Source organism: Kribbella sp. NPDC051586, assembly GCF_044453965.1.
Lineage (GTDB): Bacteria > Actinomycetota > Actinomycetes > Propionibacteriales > Kribbellaceae > Kribbella.
The window spans coordinates 279327-301677 of the sequence record NZ_JBITDF010000005.1; the positions used below are offsets into that span (position 1 = coordinate 279327).

21 protein-coding genes are annotated in these 22351 nt (G+C 68.4%); 4 read left to right on the top strand and 17 right to left on the bottom strand.

Annotation, left to right across the window (positions count from 1 at the left end):
- Positions 1-18: 18 nt before the first annotated feature.
- From ACIA58_RS34835 to ACIA58_RS34845, 3 genes are read right to left on the bottom strand one after another with little or no spacing between them, the layout of a single operon-like run.
- A complete protein-coding gene (locus ACIA58_RS34835) occupies positions 19-1056 on the bottom strand; it encodes a PDZ domain-containing protein (protein WP_396408101.1) in 1038 nt (345 codons plus the stop codon).
- Positions 1053-1304 (bottom strand): hypothetical protein, encoded by a 252-nt coding sequence (locus ACIA58_RS34840; protein ID WP_396408102.1) that lies wholly within the window; start codon positions 1302-1304, stop codon positions 1053-1055. Before ACIA58_RS34840 ends, ACIA58_RS34835 begins: the two co-directional genes overlap by 4 nt.
- Positions 1305-1334: 30 nt before the next feature.
- A complete protein-coding gene (locus ACIA58_RS34845; protein WP_396408103.1) occupies positions 1335-1760 on the bottom strand; it encodes a molybdenum cofactor biosynthesis protein MoaE in 426 nt (141 codons plus the stop codon).
- A gap of 298 nt (positions 1761-2058) precedes the next feature.
- Between ACIA58_RS34845 and ACIA58_RS34850 the strand changes: the two genes are divergently transcribed.
- Both ACIA58_RS34850 and ACIA58_RS34855 read left to right on the top strand, forming a co-directional pair.
- Positions 2059-3378, top strand: coding sequence for a zinc-dependent metalloprotease (locus ACIA58_RS34850; RefSeq protein WP_396408104.1), 1320 nt, complete (start codon positions 2059-2061; stop codon positions 3376-3378).
- 156 nt (positions 3379-3534) lie between these two features.
- Positions 3535-4014, top strand: a complete 480-nt coding sequence (locus ACIA58_RS34855; RefSeq protein WP_396408105.1) for an NUDIX hydrolase — start codon at positions 3535-3537, stop codon at positions 4012-4014.
- A gap of 405 nt (positions 4015-4419) precedes the next feature.
- Here the strand turns inward: ACIA58_RS34855 and ACIA58_RS34860 are convergent, their stop codons facing one another.
- From ACIA58_RS34860 to ACIA58_RS34905, 10 genes are all read right to left on the bottom strand, one after another.
- Positions 4420-5061 (bottom strand): LuxR C-terminal-related transcriptional regulator, encoded by a 642-nt coding sequence (locus ACIA58_RS34860; RefSeq protein WP_396408106.1) that lies wholly within the window; start codon positions 5059-5061, stop codon positions 4420-4422.
- Between the two features lie 98 nt (positions 5062-5159).
- The gene (locus ACIA58_RS34865; protein ID WP_396408107.1) at positions 5160-7124 is read right to left on the bottom strand and encodes a hypothetical protein; all 1965 of its coding nucleotides are present in this window, start codon (positions 7122-7124) and stop codon (positions 5160-5162) included.
- Complete coding sequence (locus tag ACIA58_RS34870; protein ID WP_396408108.1) at positions 7121-7741, bottom strand: type II secretion system protein J; 621 nt, start codon at positions 7739-7741, stop codon at positions 7121-7123. Before ACIA58_RS34870 ends, ACIA58_RS34865 begins: the two co-directional genes overlap by 4 nt.
- Positions 7738-8172, bottom strand: a complete 435-nt coding sequence (locus ACIA58_RS34875; protein ID WP_396408109.1) for a type II secretion system protein — start codon at positions 8170-8172, stop codon at positions 7738-7740. The genes ACIA58_RS34870 and ACIA58_RS34875 overlap by 4 nt, the downstream gene beginning before the upstream one ends.
- Positions 8172-9377, bottom strand: a complete 1206-nt coding sequence (locus tag ACIA58_RS34880; RefSeq protein WP_396408110.1) for a type II secretion system F family protein — start codon at positions 9375-9377, stop codon at positions 8172-8174. Before ACIA58_RS34880 ends, ACIA58_RS34875 begins: the two co-directional genes overlap by 1 nt.
- On the bottom strand, positions 9374-10996 hold the full coding sequence (locus ACIA58_RS34885; RefSeq protein WP_396408111.1) for a GspE/PulE family protein: 1623 nt from the start codon (positions 10994-10996) through the stop codon (positions 9374-9376). Before ACIA58_RS34885 ends, ACIA58_RS34880 begins: the two co-directional genes overlap by 4 nt.
- The gene (locus tag ACIA58_RS34890) at positions 10993-12090 is read right to left on the bottom strand and encodes a type IV pilus twitching motility protein PilT (RefSeq protein ID WP_396408112.1); all 1098 of its coding nucleotides are present in this window, start codon (positions 12088-12090) and stop codon (positions 10993-10995) included. Before ACIA58_RS34890 ends, ACIA58_RS34885 begins: the two co-directional genes overlap by 4 nt.
- Before the next feature lie 91 nt (positions 12091-12181).
- The gene (locus tag ACIA58_RS34895) at positions 12182-12580 is read right to left on the bottom strand and encodes a type II secretion system protein (protein ID WP_396408113.1); all 399 of its coding nucleotides are present in this window, start codon (positions 12578-12580) and stop codon (positions 12182-12184) included.
- A gap of 237 nt (positions 12581-12817) precedes the next feature.
- Positions 12818-13432, bottom strand: coding sequence for a DUF2064 domain-containing protein (locus ACIA58_RS34900; RefSeq protein ID WP_396408114.1), 615 nt, complete (start codon positions 13430-13432; stop codon positions 12818-12820).
- Positions 13429-13836, bottom strand: a complete 408-nt coding sequence (locus ACIA58_RS34905; RefSeq protein WP_396408115.1) for a winged helix-turn-helix transcriptional regulator — start codon at positions 13834-13836, stop codon at positions 13429-13431. The genes ACIA58_RS34900 and ACIA58_RS34905 overlap by 4 nt, the downstream gene beginning before the upstream one ends.
- A 103-nt stretch (positions 13837-13939) precedes the next feature.
- On the opposite strand from ACIA58_RS34905, the gene ACIA58_RS34910 reads away from it, so the two are divergent.
- The gene (locus ACIA58_RS34910; RefSeq protein ID WP_396408116.1) at positions 13940-14860 is read left to right on the top strand and encodes an NADP-dependent oxidoreductase; all 921 of its coding nucleotides are present in this window, start codon (positions 13940-13942) and stop codon (positions 14858-14860) included.
- 1 nt (position 14861) lies between these two features.
- On the opposite strand, the gene ACIA58_RS34915 is transcribed toward ACIA58_RS34910, so the two are convergent.
- From ACIA58_RS34915 to ACIA58_RS34925, 3 genes are read right to left on the bottom strand one after another with little or no spacing between them, the layout of a single operon-like run.
- The gene (locus ACIA58_RS34915) at positions 14862-16625 is read right to left on the bottom strand and encodes a helix-turn-helix domain-containing protein (RefSeq protein WP_396408117.1); all 1764 of its coding nucleotides are present in this window, start codon (positions 16623-16625) and stop codon (positions 14862-14864) included.
- 3 nt (positions 16626-16628) lie between these two features.
- Positions 16629-17930, bottom strand: coding sequence for an MFS transporter (locus ACIA58_RS34920; RefSeq protein WP_396408118.1), 1302 nt, complete (start codon positions 17928-17930; stop codon positions 16629-16631).
- Positions 17931-17959: 29 nt separating this feature from the next.
- On the bottom strand, positions 17960-18688 hold the full coding sequence (locus tag ACIA58_RS34925; RefSeq protein WP_396408119.1) for a 3-hydroxybutyrate dehydrogenase: 729 nt from the start codon (positions 18686-18688) through the stop codon (positions 17960-17962).
- A 146-nt stretch (positions 18689-18834) separates the two neighbouring features.
- Between ACIA58_RS34925 and ACIA58_RS34930 the strand changes: the two genes are divergently transcribed.
- On the top strand, positions 18835-21096 hold the full coding sequence (locus tag ACIA58_RS34930) for an FdhF/YdeP family oxidoreductase (protein WP_396408120.1): 2262 nt from the start codon (positions 18835-18837) through the stop codon (positions 21094-21096).
- Here ACIA58_RS34930 and ACIA58_RS34935 read toward each other — a convergent pair.
- Positions 21071-22297, bottom strand: coding sequence for an MFS transporter (locus ACIA58_RS34935; protein WP_396408121.1), 1227 nt, complete (start codon positions 22295-22297; stop codon positions 21071-21073). The genes ACIA58_RS34930 and ACIA58_RS34935 overlap by 26 nt on opposite strands.
- Positions 22298-22351: the final 54 nt, after the last annotated feature.

Sequence of the window (22351 nt, forward strand, 5' to 3'; positions counted from 1 at the left end):
CCAGGACGTACGGATCGCTCACTGACTGCACGACGGGACAACTCCCTTGCCGCCGGCGACTGCCTGCAGGGCGCCGATCGCGTCGGTCAGCGTGCTGATCTTCACCAGCTGGATGTTCTTCACGTCGGCGTGCAACGCGGCTTCACAGTTTGGCGCCGGGACCAGGAACACCGTGGCGCCGTCGTTCTTCGCACCGGCGATCTTCTGCTGGATGCCGCCGATCGCGCCGACCTGGCCGAGCGCGTCGATCGTTCCCGTGCCGGCGACGTGCTTGCCGGCCAGCAGGGCCCCTGGGGTCAGCTTGTCGTAGATCGCCAGGGCGAAGGCCGTGCCCGCGCTCGGGCCGCCGATGTCCTGGCCGAGGTTGACGGTGACCTTGACCTGCGAGTCGACGCCGATCGTGATCCCGACCATCGGGCGGGTGGTGTCACCGGGAGTCGCGGCGGTCTTCAGCTCGACGGTCTGCTCGGCAGTGCCACGACGGATCAGGAAGAAGACGTTCTCGCCGACCTTGTGCTTGCGGACGAAGTCTCCGACCTGCGGGACCTGTGTCACGGTCTGCCCGTCGACAGCCAGCACGATGTCGCCGGGCTTCAGCTTGCCCTGCGCCGGGGTGTTGTCCGCGACCGTCGACACCTTGGTGTGGAAGGGGACCTTCGCCGCCTGCAGCGCGGCCGCGACCGCGCTGTCCTGCGAGCCGGTCATCTCCGCGGTGTTCTGCTGCTGGACCTGGTCGGCGCTCTGGTCCGGCGGATAGATGATGTCGCGCGGGAACAGGTCGTGGTGCGGGTCCAGCCAGTTACGCATCGCCTGCGGCAGTGTCAACTGGCGGTCCGGCGAGGTGACCGACACCGTGGTCAGGTCGAGCTGGCCCGAGGTCGGGAACGTGTCGTGCCCGGTGATCTCGATGACGGGCTTGTTCTTCGACGATCCCAGGGTGTCCTTGACCGGCCCGGGGCTGAACGAGACGAACGGCACCGGGAACGCGGTGACCAGCCCGAGCGAGACCAGAAGCACAACGATCGAAGCAACCAGTGTGGCGGTACGACGTGTCACGAACCCTGCCCTGCGATCTTGGTGGAGGCCTTCTGATGATTACGACGACCAAGGCCGCGGCGACGTTCCGGGGTGGCCCGCGGGCCGGGCGCGGCGAGCGCGGCATTGAAGCGGCGGAAGTCCTCGACAGAGGCGAAGGCGCCACCGGCCCGGCGGCGCTCACGGCTGCGCCACCCGCGCCACGCAGCCCAGCACATCGCCAGCAGCGTGGCGATCAGCGGGAACGCCAGCCACGCCAAAACCTTCATCCGGCCACCTTCATGCGCCCAGGGTACGCATCAGTGAGCGCCGACCCACTCGCTGCCACCGTCGGTGAAGTGCTGGTGTTTCCAAATCGGGACCTCGGCCTTGAGATCGTCGATCAGCCGCCGGCACGCCGCGAACGCGACATCGCGGTGCGAAGCCGCCACCGCGACGATCACCGCCGCGTCGCCGATCTTCAGGTCCCCGGTCCGGTGCACTGCGGCCAGCGCGGTCACCGCAGGGTCGTCACAGATACGCTGCGCAACCTTCCGCAGGTGCTCCAGCGCCTCGGGGTGCGCCTCATAAGCCAGCTTGTCGACCGGCTTCTCCTGGTCGTGGTTGCGCACAGTGCCGATGAAGAGCGCGGTTCCGCCCGCCGTCGGATCAGCAACAGCCGCCAGCACCTCGTCGCTCGACAACGGACTGTCCCGTATGTCCAGCAGCCTGATCGCGTCGCTCATCCGTTCCTCATTCCGGCCAGATCCCCGTGTTCACCCGCACACCATCCCATCCCCCGTCCTCTGATTCTCCCTCTCGCCGCCTTCGGCGCACACATCACCTCCCTCCACAGCTCTCTCGACGACCGCTGCTCCGGCGCACCGGGAACTGCGGTGCGTGGTCTGCCGGGCACCGCGAGAGACTGTTGCCCTGCTCACCTACCGGCGAACACGAGCGGTGACGCGTTCGCCGGTGGAGGAACTGATGGGTGGAACCAGTACGTTGGAGTTGTACGCCCCACCCGCACAGGAAGGCCCTCCGATGAGCGACGAACCGGACAACCCGGACAACCCGTTCAAGGGAACGCCGTTCGAGGCCATGTTCCAGCAGTTCTCCGGTGCGGCCGGCGCGGGCGGCACCCCGGACCTGAACGCGATCTTCGCCCAGGTCCAGCAGTTGCTGAGCGGTTCGACGGACGGCAAGCCGGTGAACTGGGATCTGGCCAAGGACATTGCCCGCAAGACCGTCTCCACCGCCGGGGACCGGTCGATGACGTCCGCCGACGGCGACCGGGTAGCGGACGCGGTCCGGCTCGCGGAGCACTGGCTGGACGAGGCGACCACACTGCCCGAGGTGTCTGCCACCTCCGCGGCCTGGAGCCGTGCCGAGTGGGTCGAGAACACGCTGCCCGTGTGGCAGACGATCGTCGACCCGGTTGCCGAGCACGTCGCGGGCGCGATGGGCAACGCGCTGCCCGCGGAGGCGCAGCAGTTCGCCGGGCCGATGGCCGGGATGCTGCGGCAGCTGGGTGGTTCGGTCTTCGGGGCGCAGGTCGGCCAGGGCCTCGGGGAGCTCGCCAGCGAGGTCGTGAGCTCGTCCGACATCGGGCTGCCGCTCGGACCGACCGGTCAGGCGATCCTGCTGCCCGACAACGTCGCGAAGTTCGCGGAGGGGCTGGGGCTGACCGACGAAGACGTCCGGTTGTACCTGGCGTTGCGCGAGGTGGCGCACCAGCGGCTGTATGCAGGTGTGCCGTGGCTTCGGCAGCACCTCCTGGCCGCGGTCGCCGACTACGCGGCCGGGATCGAGGTCGACACCGGCAAGATCGAGCGCGCGATGGCCGACATCGACCCGCAGAACCCGGAGGCCATGCAGGAGGCGCTCGCGGGCGGCCTGTTCGAGCCCGAGGACTCCGAGCAGCAGAAGGCGGCGCTGGTCCGGCTCGAGACCACGCTGGCTCTGGTCGAGGGTTGGGTGGACGACGTCGTCCGGGAGGCGACCAGGGACCGGATGCCGGCCGCGATCCAGCTCTCCGAGACCGTGCGGCGTCGCCGCGCGGCCGGCGGTCCGGCCGAGCAGACGTTCGCGACGCTCGTCGGCCTCCAGCTCCGTCCTCGCCGCCTTCGTGACGCTGCCAACCTGTGGGCCGCGGTCCGCGACGCCCGCGGGGTCGACGGACGCGACAACCTCTGGTCCCACCCGGACCTGATGCCGAGCACCGCCGACCTCGACGACCCCATCGGCTTCGCTCAGCACGCCGGAGAGCTTTCCAACATCGACATCACCGACTTCCTCACCGAAGAAGAGAAGAACCCGTCCGACCCCACGTCGGACGACGACGGCGACAACCCCACCAAGTAGGCCTTCCCGCCCGGCGTGGAGACTTGCGGGGTGCTTCATCGGAATGCGGTCGAGGTCTTAGAGCGATGGCATGCGCCTGATGCTAGGCCCGATGTCGGGCCTGATGTCGGGCCTGATGTTGAGCCTGATGTTGGGCAGGATGTTGGGCAGGAGGAGTTGCGGAAGCACTACCTGCAGCATCTGGCGGCGCATGCCGATGGGATGTGGCGGAGTTGCCGGCCGGAGCACGTGACGGCCAGCGCGCTGGTGGTCGATGCTGCCGGGAAGAACACCCTGCTCACGCTGCACAAGACGGTCGGGCGGTGGCTTCAGCTCGGCGGGCATTGCGAGGCCGGCGACACGACGTTGGCCGGCGCGGCATTGCGGGAAGCAACCGAGGAGTCCGGGCTGGTGGGACTGACGATCGGTCCTGAGCCATTGCAGCTCTCGCGGCACCTGCTGCTCGGCGGTGGGTGCGCGGGGGCTTATCACCTTGACGTGCAGTTCCTGGTCACCGCGACGGCGGACATGGAGTACGTCGTGAGCGAGGAATCCCATGACCTCGCCTGGTTTCCGCTCGATGCGCTCCCGGCGGACACGGATACGTCCGTCCAAGAGCTCGCGAGCCGGGCGCTTCACCAGCTCTCACGCCGCTGACTCCACGTAACTGTGGGCCGACCCGAGTGGCCGGCCCACCTCCCCACAGCAGGGCATCAACGTTCCCCAGCCCTGCTATCCCTGGTACCTCACCCCGTGATCCCCGTGATTCCCCGTGATCCCCGTTTTGGTACTGCGTTCCCCGTTGTCCCCGCTGGTACAGCTGTCCCCCGTGTCCCCCGCCCCGCTGTGTTACCCATCCCCCGTGCGATCCCCGTCGTAGTGCGCCCCCTGCCGAGGCTGGCCGCATCCCCCCGGGTGCGGCCGGCAGTGGGCTGATGTCGGGTGCCGCCCCTGAACGGCATCGGCGATCAGCTGGACTTCCCCCGAAGTTCCCCGCTGCCTGGTGAAACGAGCGTCCGGCAGGAAGGTGACGGGTCAGGCAGGAAGAAATTCGAAGAAGGCTCACGACTTCGGTTCGATGAAGCCACGCTGGAGTGCTGTCATGATCGCCTGGGCTCGATTCGACACCTCGAGCTTCTCGTACAGCCGCTCGACGTAGGTCTTCGCCGTGGACACGCTGACCGACAGCGCTACCGCGATCGCGCGGACCGACAGGCCTTGCCCGAGCAGCTCGAGCACCTGCGCCTCCCGCGGACTGAGGAGGGCCTGTGCCGGCGACTGGTCGCGCCGGGCCATCGCGGGCCCGAGCCCTGTCGCCGTGAACGAGGTCGGTGCGACGGCCGCGTGCCGGATCGCCGCCAGGATCTCGTCCGTCGGCGCATTCTTGGCGACGAACGCGGACACTCCCGACTCGAGCGCTTCGAACAAGACACTGTCCTGCCCCTCCGGCGCCAGCAGGACGATGCCGAGCTCGGCGTACCGGTTGCGGAGCTCGCGGGCGATCCGCAGACCGTCGTGGTCGGGATGGGTGACGTCGAGGACGGCGACGTTCGCCCGGGTCGACAGCACGATGCCGATCGCTTCGGCGCGATGGCCGGTGTCGCCGGCAAGCTCCAGGTCCGGTTCCCGGTCGATCAGGCCCGCCAAGCCGTAGCGGACCAAGGTGTGATCGTCGATGACGACGACCCTGACGAAATCGTTCATGGCTCCCCCCGCGGACCAAACTACGCAGCGTGACGCAGTTGCGATAGGGAATGTCGCCCCTACCGCCTGAAGATCTGGTCGCACCAGACACAACCCCATCAGCCCGGCCGCCACCATCCGAGGACAGTCACCGCTCGCCGGCCCGCGACAGGCGCGTCCGGGTCGGCGTCGACGAGTCCGATCCTGGCTTGCAGAGCCGGGCGGCCGCTGGCCGGACAGACCAGGCCACCAGGACAGATGTACGCCGTGAGCTGTACGCCGAAGGTGAACCCGGGCGAATCGTTCGGCAGATCGATCGCCACACCGGAGAGCGGCGCAGTGGCAGTGATCCGCAGCGCGCGAACCACGGCACCAGCTCCTATCACCGGCGCCCCCGGACCGACGGTGAGATCAAGAACTCCGGAAGGCGCATACACCGTTCCCTGAACGAACAACCGGCCCGAGACCATCGCACAAGCGCTTGTACTACTGGGATACGGCCCCTCGACCACACATCCGTCCTCGGCCCGCAACGCAGGCGGCGTGTAGCTGAGCTCCAGCCGCACCGCATCGACGTCCTCGGTGTCGCCCTTGACCGCCAGCCCTGCGGTAAGCGCCAAACTCGCCCCGGTGAAGGTCCCCGCATAGACGGCCCGCGCCAACGATCCAGTGCGACTCGAATCGAGCGGCACAGACTCGGTCCGGTACGCCGTCCCGCCCGCGGAGCCGGTCACCGACGCGGTCAACGGCGTACCGGATCCGACGTCGAGCGATACGTCCAGCTTGTCCGTGGACGTGACATCACTGTGCCGATGGGTGATCTTCAACGCGGCGGACTCGAGCACCGAGCCGGCCGGGATCGCACTAGCAGGAGCGAACCCGTTGATCGTGACGGGAGCGGTGTCACCGGCCACCGAGCTCGTCCAGGTGGCCGCGACGCCGTCCACCGTCGACAGACGGGACGGTGTCGCAGTCAATCCGAACTTGCTCACCAGCGAGACCGCGGTCGGCTTCAACGCGCTCGCCCCGGTCAAGCCGACGGTCGAGGCGGCCCCGCTGGTGAGTCCTCGAAGGGCGATCGGCGGCTCCGCCGAGGAATAGCTTCCACAGAGTTCCGCCTTGCCCGACTTCACAACCAGACGACTGTCTCCACCGAAGACGAACTGCACTCCCCCGGTGGCGCCGTCGAGCGGACTCGCACACGACCCCGGGACGGCACCACCTGACCGCGTGCCGCCGATGAGGTTGCCGTCGTCGACCGTCCAGACGTTGTCACCGCTGTCGAGCAAGGGGTTCGACTCGTTGTGGAAGTCGAAGTAGTAGATGCCGGGCTTGAACCACCAGGTGCTCCCGTGGCATGCGCTGTCGCCTTTCATCATGGCGCTCAGCCCGACTGCGTCGTCGTAGTACCCAGGCAGGAAGGTGACGACCGAGTTCGGCGTCGTACAGGCGGGTAAGGCTCGTAGCGCGGGCACACCGCTGAGCGGCGACGGGTACGCCGGGTCGTCGCCGCCTGGCAGCGCCGAAAGGTTGCAGAGCGGATCGCCCAGCAGATTCCCGGAGCATCCGCCGCGCGCGGACAACGTGCCGGCGCTCAGCTTCCCGGCGGCCACATCGACGGACGAGTTCGAGATGACCTTGCCGTGGATCTGCAGAGTGGAGTTCGCCGGCTGGTCGACCGCGAGACCGTCCTCGCCCGGTATCTGTCCGAGTGTGAGCAGCGCATCGTCCGGCCGGTTGCATTCGCTGGAGTCCTGGCAGTGCACCACCACCTGCTTCGGATCCGGCTTGCACGTCACGGCAGCGGAGTCGAGGCCGTTGAAGAGAATCAGCGACAGCGTGTCGGACAGCCCGAAGCATCGCTGCCCCGACTCCCCGTTGTACCTGCTGTTGCGCAGGTTGTTGATCGCCGCCTCCATCGCACCGTCTGCCGCGTACGACGCCAGCGTCTGGTCCCGGATGCTCTTCGACACCCGTTCTGCCGAGTCTGTCCGCGACAGCAGAGCCGAGAGCGCCAGTCCGATCACGGTGATCACCACGAGGACCAGCAGCAGCGACGACCCGCGTTCGTCGCGCCGCCTCACGACTGTCTCCGCAGACCACTCAGTACGACGTCGTAGTCGCCGGTGGACGGCCTCGACATCGACAGCCGCAGGCTGACACCCTCTGGCACCACAGCCGACTCACACGTACTCGAGCAGGTGACCGTGAGGCTTCCCGGCTTCACGTTCGTAGCAAGCCGCAGGTCGGACGACGGCGTCGTACTCGGACCAAGGCAACGCGCTCGGTGCAACTCTCCCGCCGCGTTCACGTAGTACGCGACGACCACCGTACGTCGGACAGCTGGTATGACCGACGTGTCCCAGTCATCCGACAGCAGACGAACCGCAGCAGCCGGAAGCGGACCACAGACAACGCCCCCAGCGGAGTCCGCGGCATCGAGCTGGACCGACGGCCGGAACGGAAGCGATCCGTCCAAGGCGACGGCCCCGTAGTCGCGGAGTCCCACCGCGGCGACGTCGCCGGAGAAGTACGCCGCGCCGAGCTGCGCATCCTGTGCCATGTCCAGCCGGTCCGAGGTCGCACTCATCTGGTGCAGCGCGTTGACGACCAAGTCCGCCAGGCCGACGGTAACGACGCCCATCAGAGTCATGGTGATCAGCAGCTCGACCAGCGTGAAGCCTTGCTCGGAACGTCTCACCCGCACGGCGGATCCTCGAGCCGGCAGGGCCTGCGCAGTACGACGTCCAGCGTCTCGGCGGCACGCCCGTCAGTACTCGCCACCGAGATCCGCAACCGCTGCAGCCCGCGGTCCGGCAGACAGAGCGGCAGCCACAGCACGCCGGTCCAGTACTGGACCGACCCACTGACCACTCGAGCCGTGAAGCCCGCCGGCGGCGCGAAGCCCGGTACGACGTACGACGAGGCACACGGGACATAGTGGCCGTTGGCAACGTACTGCTGCAGTGCCTCGGCGTAGTTGCGCACCGTCGCCACCGCCGTCGCCTGCTTGCGCTGCACGTCGGACATCAGCACCGTCGTGGTCAGACCCGCCATCACCGCGACGACGGCCACACCCATCACCGCGACCGCGACCACCAGCTCCAGCAGGCTCTCGCCACGCTCCCGCATCAGCCCTGCACCTGCCGGAAGATTCCGTACATGGCCGACACCAGCGCGATCGCCACGAAGCCGACCACTCCGCCCATCAGGACGATCACGGCCGGCTCGAACAGGCCGATCAGCTTCTTCAGCTTGTAGTCCAGCTCACCCTCGTAGTACTGCGCTGTGACCTCGAGCTGGGCGTCCATCGTCCCGGTGTCCTCGCCGACCCGAAGCATCTGGGCCGCAGTGGCTGGGAACAACTTCGTAGCCGCGAGCGGCCGGGCCAGTCCCTCGCCTTGCAGCATCGCCTCCATCACTCCGGCCAGCGACCGGCGATAGACGCGGTTCGGCAGCGATCCGGTCGCGACCCGCAACGCCTGCGGCAATTGCACGCCGGCACTGACCATCGAGGACAGGATCCGGCAGAATCGCTCGACCAGCGCGAACTGGATGGTCGGCCCGATCACCGGTACCGCGAGAACCAGCCGGTCGCGCAGATACCGGCCGGGCGTCGTACTCAGCACGTAGACGATCACCAGGGTCAGTACGCCGGTGCCGATCATCAGCGCCCACCACCAGCTGGTGAGGAAGTTCGTGATCGCGAGCAGGATCCGGGTCGGCAGCGGCAACCGAGCGCCCAGGCTGGCGAAGAACGTCTGGAACCGCGGCAGCACGAAGCCGGCCAGGACGATGAGCGTCACCACCGACATCACGGCCACGACCGCTGGATAGATGGTGGCCTGCTTGATCCGCCGGCGGGCCTCCAGATCGCGTTCCAGGTAACGGGCGAGCTGGCCGAGCGCGGTGTCGAGGCGGCCGCTCAGTTCGGCCGACCGGAGGATGCCGCGGTAGAACTCGGGGAAGATCCGCGGATGCCGGTCGAAGCAGTCCGACAACCGCTCACCGTCGCGGAGGCCGTCCTCGACCTCCAGCATCATCCGGCGGACGGACGAGTTCTCCGCCTCGCGGCCCAGGCTGTGCACAGACTCCGTCAGCGGCAGTCCGGCCCCCACGAACGCACCGAGCTGGCGGGTCAGGTGCATCACCTCCTCCCGCTTCACCCTTCGCGCGGTGATCTCCATCTGCAGCAGGCCAGGCTTCTCGGTCAGCCGGATGTTCCGCAGCTCCCGCTCGTACAGGGCCAGCTCGGCCTCCTCACGGCTCTCGGCCCGCGTCGTACCGCGCTTGGTAGTCCCGTCCGGCTGGGCCGCGACGTACGCGTATCTCGTCATCGCATTCCCACTGTGTAGATCGATCGGAGCACCTCGGCGACGGTGGTCACTCCTGTCTGCGCCAGCCGGGCGCCCTCCTCGTGCAGCGTCCGCATGCCCTCGTAGCAGGCGACCTTGCGGATCTCGGCCAGCGGTGCGCGATCGACCACCAGCTCTCGGATCGGATCGGTCACCGGCAGCAGCTCGTACACACCGGTCCGCTCGAGATAACCGGTGTGCGCGCAGAAGTTGCACCCGGCCCCGCGGACCAGCCCGCCGATCGGGACCTCGGCACCCGTAGCACGCAGGAACGCCTGCTCCGCGGCGGGAGGTTCGTAGTACTCGCGGCAGTTCTCGCAGACCTTGCGGATCAGCCGCTGCGAGATCACCGCGCTCACCGACGACGCGACGAGGAAGGTCTCGATTCCCATGTCCAGCAGGCGGTGCAGGGCCGTCGCGGTGTCGGTGGCGTGCACCGACGACAGCACCAGGTGCCCGGTGAGGGCGGACTGTACGGCGATCCGCGCGGTCTCGGCGTCCCTGATCTCGCCGACCAGGATGACGTCGGGGTCCTGCCGCAGGATCGACTTCAGCCCGGAGGCGAACGTGATCCCGGCCGCCTCGTTGATCTGGATCTGGTTGATCGAGGCGTAGCTGTACTCGACCGGGTCCTCGATCGTCATGATGTTGCGCTCGGGGCTGTCGATCTCGCCGAGCGACCCGTACAGCGTGGTGGTCTTGCCGCTGCCGGTCGGCCCGGCGGAGATGACCATCCCGTACGGCGTTCGCAGCAGCGCGGCGTACCGCTCCGCCAACTCGGGAGGCATCCCGAGCTGCTCGAGGCGGAACAACGGCCGGCTCTTGTCGAGGAGTCGCAGGACGACCTTCTCCCCGCCGACGACGGCCGCGGTCGAGACCCGGATGTCGACGTCGCGGCCCTCGACGTGCATCCGGATCTGGCCGTCCTGGGAGCGGCGTCGTTCGACGATGTTCAGGTCGGCCAGCACCTTGATCCGGCTGACCACGGCGGGCCCGATCGCGCCGGGCAGGTCGAGCTGGTCGCGCAGCGCGCCGTCCACCCGGAACCGCACCCGGACCCGGTCGTCGTGCGGCTCGATGTGGATGTCCGAGGCCCGGTCGCGCAGGCCCTGGGTGATGACCAGCTGGACCACCTGGACAACCGGTGCGTCCTCGTTGACCACGAGTTCGTCCGGCTCCAGCGCCGTACCGCGGGCCTGGAACAGCTTGACCGACTCGTCGATCCCGGCCAGCGCGCGGAAGTTGTTGTCGATCGCCTGGACGATGTCGGGCGCCGCCGCGAGGGCGAGCCGCACCGGGCGGCGGAGCGCGTCCTGGATCTGGGTACCGAGCGTCGGGTCCGCGAGTACGACGATCACCTCGCCCTCGCGAACCGCCAGCGGCAGCGCGGTCAGCGCGCGGGCCGTGTGCTCGTCGATCAGCGCCGTCGCCTCGGCTTCCGGGGTGACCTTCCACAGGTCCACCAAGGGGATGCCGTGCCGCTCGGCCAGCTGCGCGGCCCGTCGTCGTTCGCCCGGAACATCGGCGGCCTGGTACGGGCCGAGCGGCGGCACGGGCAGCGTCACTGCTTCCGGCTTGTCCTTGCCGCGATGCCTCATCATGCCTGCACCGCCCCGGATCGGACCCGCGGCCGCAGCTCGATCTCTTTCGGGTGCGAGCTGCGCGAGTAGGCGTCCTGCGGCGCGATCTCGCCGGCCTGGATCAGCTCCGAGAGCGACTGCTCGAGCGTGATCATGCCTTCGCGCCGGCCGGTGACGAGGGCGTTGCGCAGCTGGTGCGTCTTGCCCTCCTTGATCAGGTTGCGGATCCCGGCGTTCGCGACCATCACCTCGAACGCCGCGACCAGTCCGCCTCCCACCCGCGGGATCAGTCGCTGATGTACGACGCCGCTCAGCGCCGCGGCGAGCTGAACCCTGACCTGGGACTGCTGCTCGGGCGGGAAGACATCGATGACGCGCGCCAGCGACTGAGCCGTGTCGTTGGTGTGCAGGGTCGCGAAGACCAGGTGCCCGGTCTCGGCGATGGTGAGGGCGAACCGGATGGACTCCAGGTCCCGCATCTCACCGACCAGCAGTACGTCGGGGTCCTCGCGGAGCGCGGCCCGCAACGCGTCCGGGAACGACGCGGTGTCGCTGCCGACCTCCCGCTGGTTCACCGCCGACCGGCGATGTTCGTGGACGTACTCGATCGGGTCCTCGATGGTGATGATGTGGCAGGCCCGATCGGTGTTGATCTGGTGGATGACCGAGGCCAGCGTGGTCGACTTGCCGGACCCGGTCGGCCCCGTAACCAGGACGAGTCCCTGGTGCAAGCGGGCGAACTCGCCGATCACCGGCGGCAGTCCCAGCTCCGACATGGTCGGAATGCTGCGCGGGATGACCCGCAGCGCGATGGCGGTGTCACCGCGCTGGGTGAAGGCGTTCGCACGGATCCGCGCGCTCTCCCGCCACGAGAACGAGAAGTCGTGCTCGTACGTCGTCTGCCAGACGTTCGAGCGGTGCGGGTTCAGGATCTCCGCGAGCATCGCGTCGGTGTCCCGCCGGGTCAGCGGCGTCTGGTCCCCGACCGGGCGCAGGACGCCGTGGACACGCAGCTGCGGAGCCATTCCGACGGTGAGGAGAAGGTCGGTACCGCCGGCGTTCCAGAGTTCTTCCAGCAACAGATCCACCCGGCTGCCAGGCACGGGAATTCTCATGACGTCCCTTCGGCATGATCGTCTGACCAGGACACGACGTACCCGCGGCGGACCGGCCCTCCTCCGGCCGGTCCGCCGTACGGGCCGTGACTCAGGTGCAGGCGCCGCTCGCGGTGACCAGACCGTTGATGCCGAGGGTGATGGTGTAGCCGTCGCCGGCCGGGCGGCTGCGCAGCAGCTGGTTGACGCCGACGGTCAGCTCGAGCCAGCCCGGGTCGCCGGCGGGTGGGTAGGCGCCGTTCTTCGCGTAGTACGCCTCGACGGCGACCTCCACGCTCTTCTTGTCGGTCTTGCAGGCGGCCGCGTTACCGCGGTCCTGGATGCCCGAGACGGCGAACACGACGATCCCGGACAGCACGCCCAGGATGACGATCACGACGAGCAGCTCGATCAGGGTGAATCCGGACTGGTTTCTCCTGCGGGTCCGGTCGGTGCGGTTGCGGGCACGACGGACTGTTCGGGCGACGAAGGCCCGAAGCGGGTAGTTCATACAGCTTCCTTTACAGATGCTCCGGCAAGCGACGGAGACGGGGTCCAGGCGCGGCAGCCGCGAACGAAGACTCAGCTCGACCCCTGTAAATCCAGCCGAATCCGCCTCACACATCCCCCCGGATGATGCTGCTGCCGCGTCAAAGACTCGTCTCTGCGAGCCAGGTGTCACAGCGGGTGAACGGCCGACGTCCCTGGCCACCCGGCCGACAGCTGTCGGCCGTTCGGCCGACAAGCCTCAGGAACGACGCAACAGCGACCTGGTCGCGTCCCAGCCCTCCAGGCCGGGATCCAGCCGCGCGATGTCAGCGGCCGATCGGAGCCGATGCCAGCCCGGACCGATCGCGACAGCGTGCCGGCGCGGCTTGCGGGCTTCGAGCTCGGACAGCGCGGTGTCGAAGACAGGTGCGGTCTCGGACACCCAGTCAGCGGTCGGGACGTTGACGCCGATCGCCGCGAGGGTGCCGTCCTCGGCGGGAGTGACAGCGATGTCGGCAGTGCTGAGTGCACGGAACAGCTTGCCGATCAGCAGGCCGGGGAGATCGGGCACATCGTGCGAGACCGCAACAACGGCGGCTGCCGGACCGGCCAGCTCCACCGCATGCAGGACGGGGCGAGCGGGATCCACGGCGTACGTCGGTGTGCCCGGCCAGGTCAGCGCACTGACCTCGGCGACCGCCTCCTCGTCTGCACCCGCGACCGCGACCGCTACCTCGACGCGGTCCAGGCCGGCGAGAACTTCGTACGTGTCCTCGGCCAGCGCCAAGCGCCATGCGTCGGGATCCCGTCCGGGCGGCGCCCAGGTGCCGACAGCCGGTACGACAACCACCACGACGCGGCGGTCGCCGGTCATGCGTGCGTGCTTACGTTGTCGTAGTAGGTGCGGGCCGCGTTCACCTCGGGCATGTGGTCCTCGGCCCAAGTCTTGATGGAGGCGATGAGCGGCATCAGCGTGTCGCCCAGCGCTGTGAGTTCGTAGTCGACGCGCACCGGGACGGACAGCGTGACCGAGCGGGTGAGCAGGCCGTCGCGTTCGAGGGAACGGAGCGTCTGCGTCAGCATCTTCTGGCTGACACCGGCGATGCGCCGCGAGAGGTCGGAGTACCGCAGCGGGCCGTCGGCGAGTGCGGTGAGGATCAGCGTCACCCACTTGTCGCTGATGCGGTCGAGGAGCTGCCGCGCCGGACAGGTCGCCAGGAACGCGTCGTACTCGCGGGCTGCTTCTTCGCGGACCTGCGCCGCGGTGCGGGTGGGCATGGCTCTCCTCGTCGTGCGGTAGGCACTCCAAAGTGCGTACTTCCCGATAGAGAGTAACTCTCCCACAGTGGTGCCGACCCTCAAATGACAAGGAGTGAACGATATGCGCGCACTCGTCGCCCGCCGCCTCGACGGGCCGGACGCGATCGAGCTGATCGAGACCGACGTACCCGAGCCGGCCGCGGGCCAGCTGCGGATCAAGGTGGCCGCAGCCGCGGTCAACCCGGTGGACCTCGCCGTCAGCGCAGGGCTGGCGGTGGAGTTCGGGCTGACTGCCGCTCGCGAGCAGTTCGGGCTCGGCTGGGACGTCGCAGGCACTGTGGATGCGGTAGGACCCGACACCGAGGCACCGGCGGAGACCGTGGTCGGCGTGGCGGACTTGCTGGGCCGGAGTCTCAAGGCGCACGCGGAGTACGTCGTGCTGGACGTCGACGCCGTCGTACGCGCACCGGAAGGCTTGGACCTCGCCAAGGCGGCGACCTTCGGACTCAACGGTCTGACCGCGCTGCAGGCCGTGAGGTCACTGCAGGGACAGACTGTGTTCGTCACCGGAGCCGCCGGCGGCGTCGGTGGGTACACCGTCGAGCTGGCGAAGCACCGTGGTCTGACAGTCATCGCCAGCGCCGGAGCACGCGATGAAGAGCTGGTACGGCGCCTCGGCGCGGACCACTTCGTCGATCGCAACGAGGACCTGGCTGCAGCGGTACGGCGGATCGTGCCGGCCGGCGTGGACGGTGTGGTCGACGCCGCCGTGGTCGGAATCGGCGCACAAGAGGCCGTACGCAATGGCGGTCGGCACATCCACGTGCAACCTGGCCCGCGACCACCCCATCTCCGCGGCATCACCGTGGAGCAGCTGTTCATCCACACCAACCGGGCGGACCTGGAAGAACTTGTAGGTCTGGTCGAAGCCGGCGTCCTCTCCACGCGGGTCGCCGACACCTACGGCCTCGACGAGGCAGCGATCGCCTACAAGCGCGTTGCCGCAGGAGGTGTGCGCGGCCGGGTCGTCCTGGTGCCGTAGGTCACCCGAGGGCGGAGTAGAGGCGGAGCGCTACCTGGATGTCCAGTGAGTGGTCCGGGGACTGCCAGCCCTCGCCGAGGAGGGCAGTGACGCGGTCGAGTCTTTGCTGGACGGTGTTGGGGTGGATGTGGAGCGACGCTGCTGCACGGGTCGGGCTCTGGCCTGCTGCGAAGTAGGCGTGGAGCGTACCGATGAGGTCGGTGCCGCGCTGGGTGTCGTAGTCGAGGACCTGACCGAGCACGTGGTGCACATGGCTGCGAACGTCGACGTCCGAGGCGCCGACGAGTCCAGCAACACCCAGGTCGTCAGGTGTGGCGGACTCGCTCGTCCGGCCCAGACGGAGCATGGTGGCGACCAGTCGAGCGGCCTGGCGGTGGGCGTCGACCAGAGGCTCACCCCAGGTCGCAGGGCCCGTGACAGCGATCGTGACGCCACCACGCTTGGCTACTTCGACCAGATCGCGTGCCGCACTACCAGGCGTCGTACGAGCGAACAACAGCACGAGATCGCCGCCGTACGGACCAGATAGGACCAGCTTGTCCTCCAGTGGTGCGGACAGCCGTGCGCGTACGGCGGTGTGGTCGCCGCGGCACACTGCGACGACCAGGTGGTCGTGGCGATGGTTTGGCGCCAGCAATCGGAGTCGATCGGTCAGCGTGCGCGGATCGGCACTCCCACTCAGTACGTCGGCCAGCAGGTCTGCCTGTGCGCGTTGCGATTGCTCAGCGGCCTGGCGGCGGAAGAGCAGAACCAGTGCGGTGACGACGGCTGCGCGTTCGACGATGCGCCGGTCTGCGCCGGGCAAGTCGTCGGCGCCGCCGATCACGAGCGCACCGAGGCGTTCGCCCTTGGCAGTAGCTGCGACCACCCAGCAGTCCCCCACTCGAGTCAACCGACCGGACTCGGACTCCTGCCAGGGCACCGACTCAGGCACTGCTCCGGCAACAGCAAGTTCGTTGCCAGCAGCATCGACCAGTACGACCCACACGTCGAGCAGCTCGGCCAGTGCGGCGGCAATGGCGTCCACATCGCCGCCGGACAACACGATGTCCGCGAAACGGTCATGCGCGGCCGCAGCGTGCTCGACACCGGCGTGCGCGGCAGACACCTGGTCCAGCGCGGCCGCTGTCTCCGCAGCCGCACGGACTTGGACGATCGTCACTGCGGCCAGTGTGGCGAGCGAGCCGAGCAGCGACACCTCATCGCGGCTGAAGGGCCGCCGTGTCCGGTTGGACGCGAACAGCACGCCAACGAACGCTCCGTCGACGATCAGCGGCGTACCGCAGATCGCTACGAGCCCCTCCTCGCTGACCGCGTCGTCGATCGGCATGGTGTGGCGGAAGCGTCGGTCGGACGGGTAGTCCGCGGTCCAGTACGGTTTGTACGTCTCCGCGACCAGTCCGCCGAGTCCAGCGCCCAGAGGCAGCCGGAGTTGCTGGAAGGCGGCCGACACGGAGCCGTCGGTGGCCCGCATGTACGTGTCGCCGCGGGACTCGTCGTACAGCGTCAGGTACGCGACGTCTGTGCCGACCAGAGTGCGGGCGCGGTGGACGATGGTGTCGAGCACGCCGCCCGGATCGCGGGCCGACGCTAGCTCCCGGGCCACGTCGACCAGCGCGGACAGCTCGGCCTCACGCTTCTTGCTGGCGTCCATGCTCGCCCGGATGCGCAGGGCGAGGTCGCGTGCCACCGCGTCCTCGCCCGCTGCCCGGGCCAGCTCGCTCCCGGGCGCATCCTCGGCCAGCAGCCGCAGCAGCTCCTCCATGGCCTACAGAGTAGTGAGGTCTCGACGGTGCGTTTCGGAGTACGACGTCACTGCGACGATCGAGATCACCGCACACGCTGCGACGTACATGGCGATCGCGTAGCCCGAGTCGTACGCCTTGAGCAGCGCCACCGCGATGAACGGCGCCAGACCGCCCGCGATGATCGACGCGAGCTGGTAGCCGACCGAGACACCGGAGTACCGCACCCGCGTCCCGAACAGCTCGGTGAAGAAGGAGGCCTGCGGTCCGTACATCGCGCCGTGGAAGATCAGCCCGACAGTCACGGCAAGAGTCGCCAGTGCGAAGTTGCGAGTGTCTACGAGGGCGATGAAGACAAAGCCCCACACGCCGACCCCGAACGCGCCGACCAGGTAGACGGGCTTCCGGCCGACGCGGTCCGATAGTGCACCCCATGCCGGGATCGCGAAGAAGTGGATGGCAGCACCGATCAGTACCGCGTTCAGCGCGAAGGACTTGCCCATCCCCAGGTGTTCCTTCGCGTACGTCGCGATGACGATCGTGAAGATGTAGTAGCTGACGTTCTCCGCCATCCGTGCGCCCATCGCCGTCAGCACCTCACGTGGGTACTTCGTGAGCACCTCGAGCAACGGCAGCTTGTCCGCCGGCTCCTGCTGGGCCCGCGCCTCCTGGAACACCGGTGACTCCTCGATCCGCAGCCGCACCCACAACCCGACCAGCACAAGTACCGCCGACAGCAGGAACGGGATGCGCCAGCCCCATGCGTTGAAGTCCGCGTCCGACTGGAACGCCGCCAGCCCGGCCAGTACGCCGTTCGCGATCAACTGGCCCGCCGGCGCACCGGCCTGCGGCCATGACGCCCAGAAGCCGCGCCGGGCCGGGTCACCGTGCTCGGACACGATCAGTACGGCGCCACCCCACTCACCACCGAGCGCGAAGCCCTGGATGAGCCGCAGTACCGTCAGCAGGACCGGTGCGAGCGCACCGACCTGCGCGTACGTCGGCAGCAGGCCGATGGCGAACGTGGCGAGCCCCATCATCAGCAGCGACAGCACCAGCAGCTGCTTGCGTCCGAGCCGGTCACCGAAGTGCCCGAACACCACGCCGCCGATCGGCCGCGCGAGGAAGCCGACCGCGAAGGTGGCGAAGCTCAGCAACGTCCCACTGAGCTCCTCGCCCTTCGGGAAGAACAGGTCGCCGAACACCACCGATGCGGCGACGCCGTACAGGAAGAAGTCGTACCACTCGACCGTCGTACCGACGAGACTCGCGCCCACCACCCGGACGATCGACGTACGGGTGCGGACCGGTTCTGTAGCTGTCATTGGGCGGGCTCCTGAGTTAGTGGGCGGTGTTAGTGGGCGGTCCAGCCGCCGTCGAGTACGAACGAGCTCCCCGTGATCGAGGCGGATGCCGGGCCGCACAGCATGGCCACCAGCTCCGCCACTTCGGCCGGTTCGATCAGCCGCTTCACCGCGACCGGCTCGAGCAGGACCTTGTCCAGCACCTCTGCTTCGGACAGGCCGTGCGTCGCGGCCTGATCCGCCAGCTGTGCGGTGACCAGCGGCGTCCGCACGTACGCCGGGTTGACGCAGTTGCTGGTCACCCCGTGCGCGGCGCCTTCCAGCGCGACGACCTTGCTGAGCCCCTCCAGCCCGTGCTTGGCCGCGACGTACGCCGCCTTGAACGGGCTGGCGCGGAGCCCGTGCACCGAGCTGATGTTCACCACGCGACCCCAGCCGGCGCCGTACATGTGTGGGAGCGTCTGCCGGATCAGCCGGAACGGCGCCTCCAGCATCAGCCGGATGATGTAGCTGAACCGCTCCGGCGGGAACTGCTCGACCGGAGCGACCTGCTGTACGCCGGCGTTGTTCACCAGGATGTCGATGTCGGTCGGCAGGTCGGCCAGCCGCTCCAGGTCGGACAGGTCGCTGACGATCGTGTCCACACCGTCCAGTGCGTCCAGCCCGTCCTGGTCGAAATCGACTGCCACCACCTGGACTCCGTCCGCCGCCAGGCGTTGCGCGCAGGCGGCGCCGATGCCTGACGCGGCACCGGTGACGAGGGCTCGACGGGTCTCCATGGCCGATGACTGTAGAAATCCCGACTCCGGGGCACTATGGGATGCGACCACACAACTCACCCGGACCGCATGGGCCGACACGCCACTTATCCACAACTGTGCCTATCAAACCTGCAGGTGCCGATAGCTGGATCTATTGTTGAAACATGGTCGATATCGAACATCCGAAGAAGAAGGCCGCGGGCGTCCCGGCGGTGCTCTCGTCGTTCAAGTTCGGTTTCCGGGAGATGGGCCCCGCTCGGACCGGCAAGGTCTTCCTGAAGATGAACCAGGACGGCGGGTTCGACTGCCCGTCCTGCGCCTGGCCGGACCCCGACCACAAACGCAAGCACGCGGCCGAGTTCTGCGAGAACGGCGCGAAGGCCGTCGCCTGGGAGGCGACCCGCAAACGGGTGCCGCGCGCGTTCTTCGCCGAGCACACCGTCGACGCGATGAACGAGATCTCCGAGTTCGACCTCGGCAAGCTCGGCCGGATCACCGAGCCGATGCTGCTGCGGGCCGGCGCGACCAACTACGAGCCGGTCGGCTGGGACGAGGCGTTCCAGGTCGTCGCGCGCCACCTCAAGGCCCTCGTCGACCCCGACGACGCCGTCTTCTACACCTCCGGCCGGACCAGCAACGAGGCCGCGTTCCTCTACCAGCTCTTCGTCCGCGCGTACGGCACCAACAACCTGCCCGACTGCTCGAACATGTGCCACGAGTCCTCGGGTACCGCGCTGTCGAAGGTGATCGGCAGCGGCAAGGGCGCGGTCACGCTGGAGATGCTGGAAGAGTCGGAGCTGATCGTCGTCGTCGGCCAGAACCCGGGCACCAACGCACCCCGGATGCTCAGCCACCTCGAGATCGCCAAGCGCAACGGCGGCGACATCGTCGCGGTCAACCCGCTGCCCGAGCCCGGCCTGATGAACTTCAAGAACCCGCAGGCCCCGCGCGGCTGGCTCGGCAAGGGCACGAAGCTGGCCGACCAGCACCTGCAGATCCGGATCGGCGGCGACCAGGCGCTGTTCCTTGCCATCGGCCACCTTCTGCTCGAGGCCGAGGCGGCCGCCCCGGGCACGGTGCTGGACAAGTCGTTCATCGACGCGCACACCAGCGGGTTCGAGCTGTACGCCAAGCACAACACCGAGCTCGACTGGCCCGCCGTCGAGCAGGCGACCGGGCTCCGCCGGGCCGAGATCGAGGAGCTCACCCAGCGGTTCATCAAGTCCAAGGCGACGGTGATCTGCTGGGCGATGGGCCTGACGCAGCATCGCGAGGCGGTCGCGACGATCAGCGAGATCGTCAACGTCCTCCTCCTGCAGGGCAACATCGGCAAGCCGGGCGCGGGTCCGTGCCCGGTCCGCGGCCACTCGAACGTGCAGGGCGACCGCAGCATGGGCATCTGGGAGAAGATGCCGGACGCGTTCCTGGACAAGCTCGACTCCGAGTTCTCCTTCACCTCGCCGCGCGAGCACGGCATCGACGCGGCGGAGACGGTGAAACGGCTGCGCGAGGGCGCCGTCCGCGTGTTCGTCGCGATGGGCGGGAACTTCGCGTCCGCGACCCCGGACACCGAGGTCGTGCATCGCGGTCTGCGGGAATGCGATCTGACCGTGCACGTGTCGACGAAGCTCAACCGGTCGCACACGATCACCGGCCGCGAGGCGCTGATCCTTCCCACGCTCGGGCGCACCGACCACGACCACACCCCGGCCGGTCCGCAGTCCGTCACGGTCGAGGACTCCCAGGGCGCCGTACACCTCTCGACCGGGAATCTGATTCCTCCCGGTCCGGAGATGAAGTCGGAGATCGGCATCATCTGCGGGCTGGCGCAGGCCGTCGTAGCGGATGTCGGGGAGATTCCGTGGGCCGACTTCGCCGACGACTACAGCCTGATCCGGCGGCGGATCGGCCGGGTGGCCGACGGCTACGAGGACTTCGAGGATCGTCTGCAGGCCAATGGCGGCGGCTTCCTGCTCGCGCACGCGGCGCGGGACAAGCGTGAGTTCAAGACGTCCGACTCGCGAGCGCAGTTCACCGCGAACGACCTGGTCTGGTTGCCGACCGAGCCCGGCCGGCTGCTCCTGCAGACCCTGCGCAGCCACGACCAGTTCAACACGACGATCTACGGCCTTGAGGACCGGTACCGCGGCATCCACGGGACCCGCGAGGTCGTCTTCGTGCACCCGGACGACCTGGCCGAGCTCGGTCTGGAGGACGGCGGGTACGTCGACATCGTCAGCGAGTTCCGCGGTGTCGAGCGCCGGGCGTCGCACTTCCGGCTGGTGTCCTATCCGACCGCGCGCGGCTGCGTGGCGGCGTACTACCCGGAGACCAACGTGCTGATGTCGGCCGACGACGTCGCGAAGGGCAGCAACACGCCGGTCGCGAAGGGTCTGACCGTCAGGCTGGAGCCAGTCTCTTCCTGAACCACGGCTGGAGTGCGGCGAGTGCGACAGCGACTGCCGCGTTGGTGAGCCACAGACCGGTCGGGCCGGTTCTGTCGAGGAGTTGGGTGACGACGAGTGGGGCGATCGTGGTCGCGATCCCCCAGCTCAGTCCGAAGACGGCCAGGTACCGGCCGCGGGCCTCGTCGGGCGCGAGCCCCGAGGCCTGCGTGAGGTAGCGGGTCAGGAGAAACAGGTCGCCGAGGCTCCAGAGGATCGAGGCGATCACGAAGACCGCCAGGTTTCCCGCGACCGCACAGACGACCAGGCCGACAGCGAGCAGCACGTAGCCGACGGTGATGGATCGGAAGTCGTCGAGGTGCTGCACGCGGAGCAGTCGTTGCGCAGCGATCAGGGTGACGGCGGAAATGGCCAGGATGATCCCGATGCCGGACTTCGGGAGCCCTTGCTCGAGCAAGGTCAGCGGCAGTCCGATGATGATCTGCATGTAGATGGTGGCGAAGATCGTGCCGCCAGCGAGCAGCAGCAACAACCTCCTGTCACGCCAGGCGGAGCCGCCGGCTGCGAGATCGCCGCGCCCTTCCAGCAGCGTTTCGGCGCGCGCATCAGAGCGGGCCGGCAGGGGCCGTCCTCCCCGGCGTTCGCCGGCGGGCAGTGCGACAGCGACGAGTGCCGCGCAGGACAGGCAGGTGATCGCGTCGGCGACGAACAGCCAGCGGAGGTCGACGTGGCTGATCGCGGCCGCGAGCAAGCCGGCCAGGACTCCGGCCGCGGCCAGCGCGGCGCTGTAGAGACCGTAGGCTGCCGGACGGTCGGACGGCTCGGTGACGTCGGCGATCATCGCCTGGCTGGGCGGCTCGTAGATCTCGAACGCGAGACCGAGCAGGATCGTCGCGAGCACCGCCGACCACAACGTGCGGCTCCCCGCGATCCAGAGCTGCGAGATCGCGCAGCCGGTCAGCCCGAGGACGATCGTCCAGCGGCGGCCGAGACGGTCGGCGAGCTGGCCGCCGAGCAACCGGGACGGGATCGTCGCGGCGCCGAAGACCGCCAGGATCAGGCCGGTCTGCGCGAGGGAAGCGCCGAACTCGACCGTGAGCACCACGCCCAGGAACGGCAGCGTGAACGCCCCGATCCGGTTCACCGCACGGGCGACGACCAGGATCCAGACAGTCCGGGACAATCCACGCCAGGGTCCGGTCAGCGTGACAACAGCACTCATGGCGACTCCATGACTGTCTAAATGGTTATGATCGGTCACGCAAGAGCCTAGGGA

What these genes read in the sequence shown, in the direction of transcription:
- ACIA58_RS34845 (WP_396408103.1), bottom strand. Translation starts at nt 1,760, where the DNA reads ATGAGCGACGCGATCAGGCTGCTGGACATACGGGACAGTCCGTTGTCG.
- ACIA58_RS34895 (WP_396408113.1), bottom strand. Translation starts at nt 12,580, where the DNA reads ATGAACTACCCGCTTCGGGCCTTCGTCGCCCGAACAGTCCGTCGTGCC.
- ACIA58_RS34880 (WP_396408110.1), bottom strand. Translation starts at nt 9,377, where the DNA reads ATGACGAGATACGCGTACGTCGCGGCCCAGCCGGACGGGACTACCAAG.
- ACIA58_RS34840 (WP_396408102.1), bottom strand. Translation starts at nt 1,304, where the DNA reads ATGAAGGTTTTGGCGTGGCTGGCGTTCCCGCTGATCGCCACGCTGCTG.
- ACIA58_RS34910 (WP_396408116.1), top strand. Translation starts at nt 13,940, where the DNA reads ATGCGCGCACTCGTCGCCCGCCGCCTCGACGGGCCGGACGCGATCGAG.
- ACIA58_RS34920 (WP_396408118.1), bottom strand. Translation starts at nt 17,930, where the DNA reads ATGACAGCTACAGAACCGGTCCGCACCCGTACGTCGATCGTCCGGGTG.
- ACIA58_RS34900 (WP_396408114.1), bottom strand. Translation starts at nt 13,432, where the DNA reads ATGACCGGCGACCGCCGCGTCGTGGTGGTTGTCGTACCGGCTGTCGGC.
- ACIA58_RS34890 (WP_396408112.1), bottom strand. Translation starts at nt 12,090, where the DNA reads ATGAGAATTCCCGTGCCTGGCAGCCGGGTGGATCTGTTGCTGGAAGAA.
- ACIA58_RS34885 (WP_396408111.1), bottom strand. Translation starts at nt 10,996, where the DNA reads ATGATGAGGCATCGCGGCAAGGACAAGCCGGAAGCAGTGACGCTGCCC.
- ACIA58_RS34930 (WP_396408120.1), top strand. Translation starts at nt 18,835, where the DNA reads ATGGTCGATATCGAACATCCGAAGAAGAAGGCCGCGGGCGTCCCGGCG.
- ACIA58_RS34860 (WP_396408106.1), bottom strand. Translation starts at nt 5,061, where the DNA reads ATGAACGATTTCGTCAGGGTCGTCGTCATCGACGATCACACCTTGGTC.
- ACIA58_RS34875 (WP_396408109.1), bottom strand. Translation starts at nt 8,172, where the DNA reads ATGCGGGAGCGTGGCGAGAGCCTGCTGGAGCTGGTGGTCGCGGTCGCG.
- ACIA58_RS34850 (WP_396408104.1), top strand. Translation starts at nt 2,059, where the DNA reads ATGAGCGACGAACCGGACAACCCGGACAACCCGTTCAAGGGAACGCCG.
- ACIA58_RS34935 (WP_396408121.1), bottom strand. Translation starts at nt 22,297, where the DNA reads ATGAGTGCTGTTGTCACGCTGACCGGACCCTGGCGTGGATTGTCCCGG.
- ACIA58_RS34905 (WP_396408115.1), bottom strand. Translation starts at nt 13,836, where the DNA reads ATGCCCACCCGCACCGCGGCGCAGGTCCGCGAAGAAGCAGCCCGCGAG.
- ACIA58_RS34925 (WP_396408119.1), bottom strand. Translation starts at nt 18,688, where the DNA reads ATGGAGACCCGTCGAGCCCTCGTCACCGGTGCCGCGTCAGGCATCGGC.
- ACIA58_RS34915 (WP_396408117.1), bottom strand. Translation starts at nt 16,625, where the DNA reads ATGGAGGAGCTGCTGCGGCTGCTGGCCGAGGATGCGCCCGGGAGCGAG.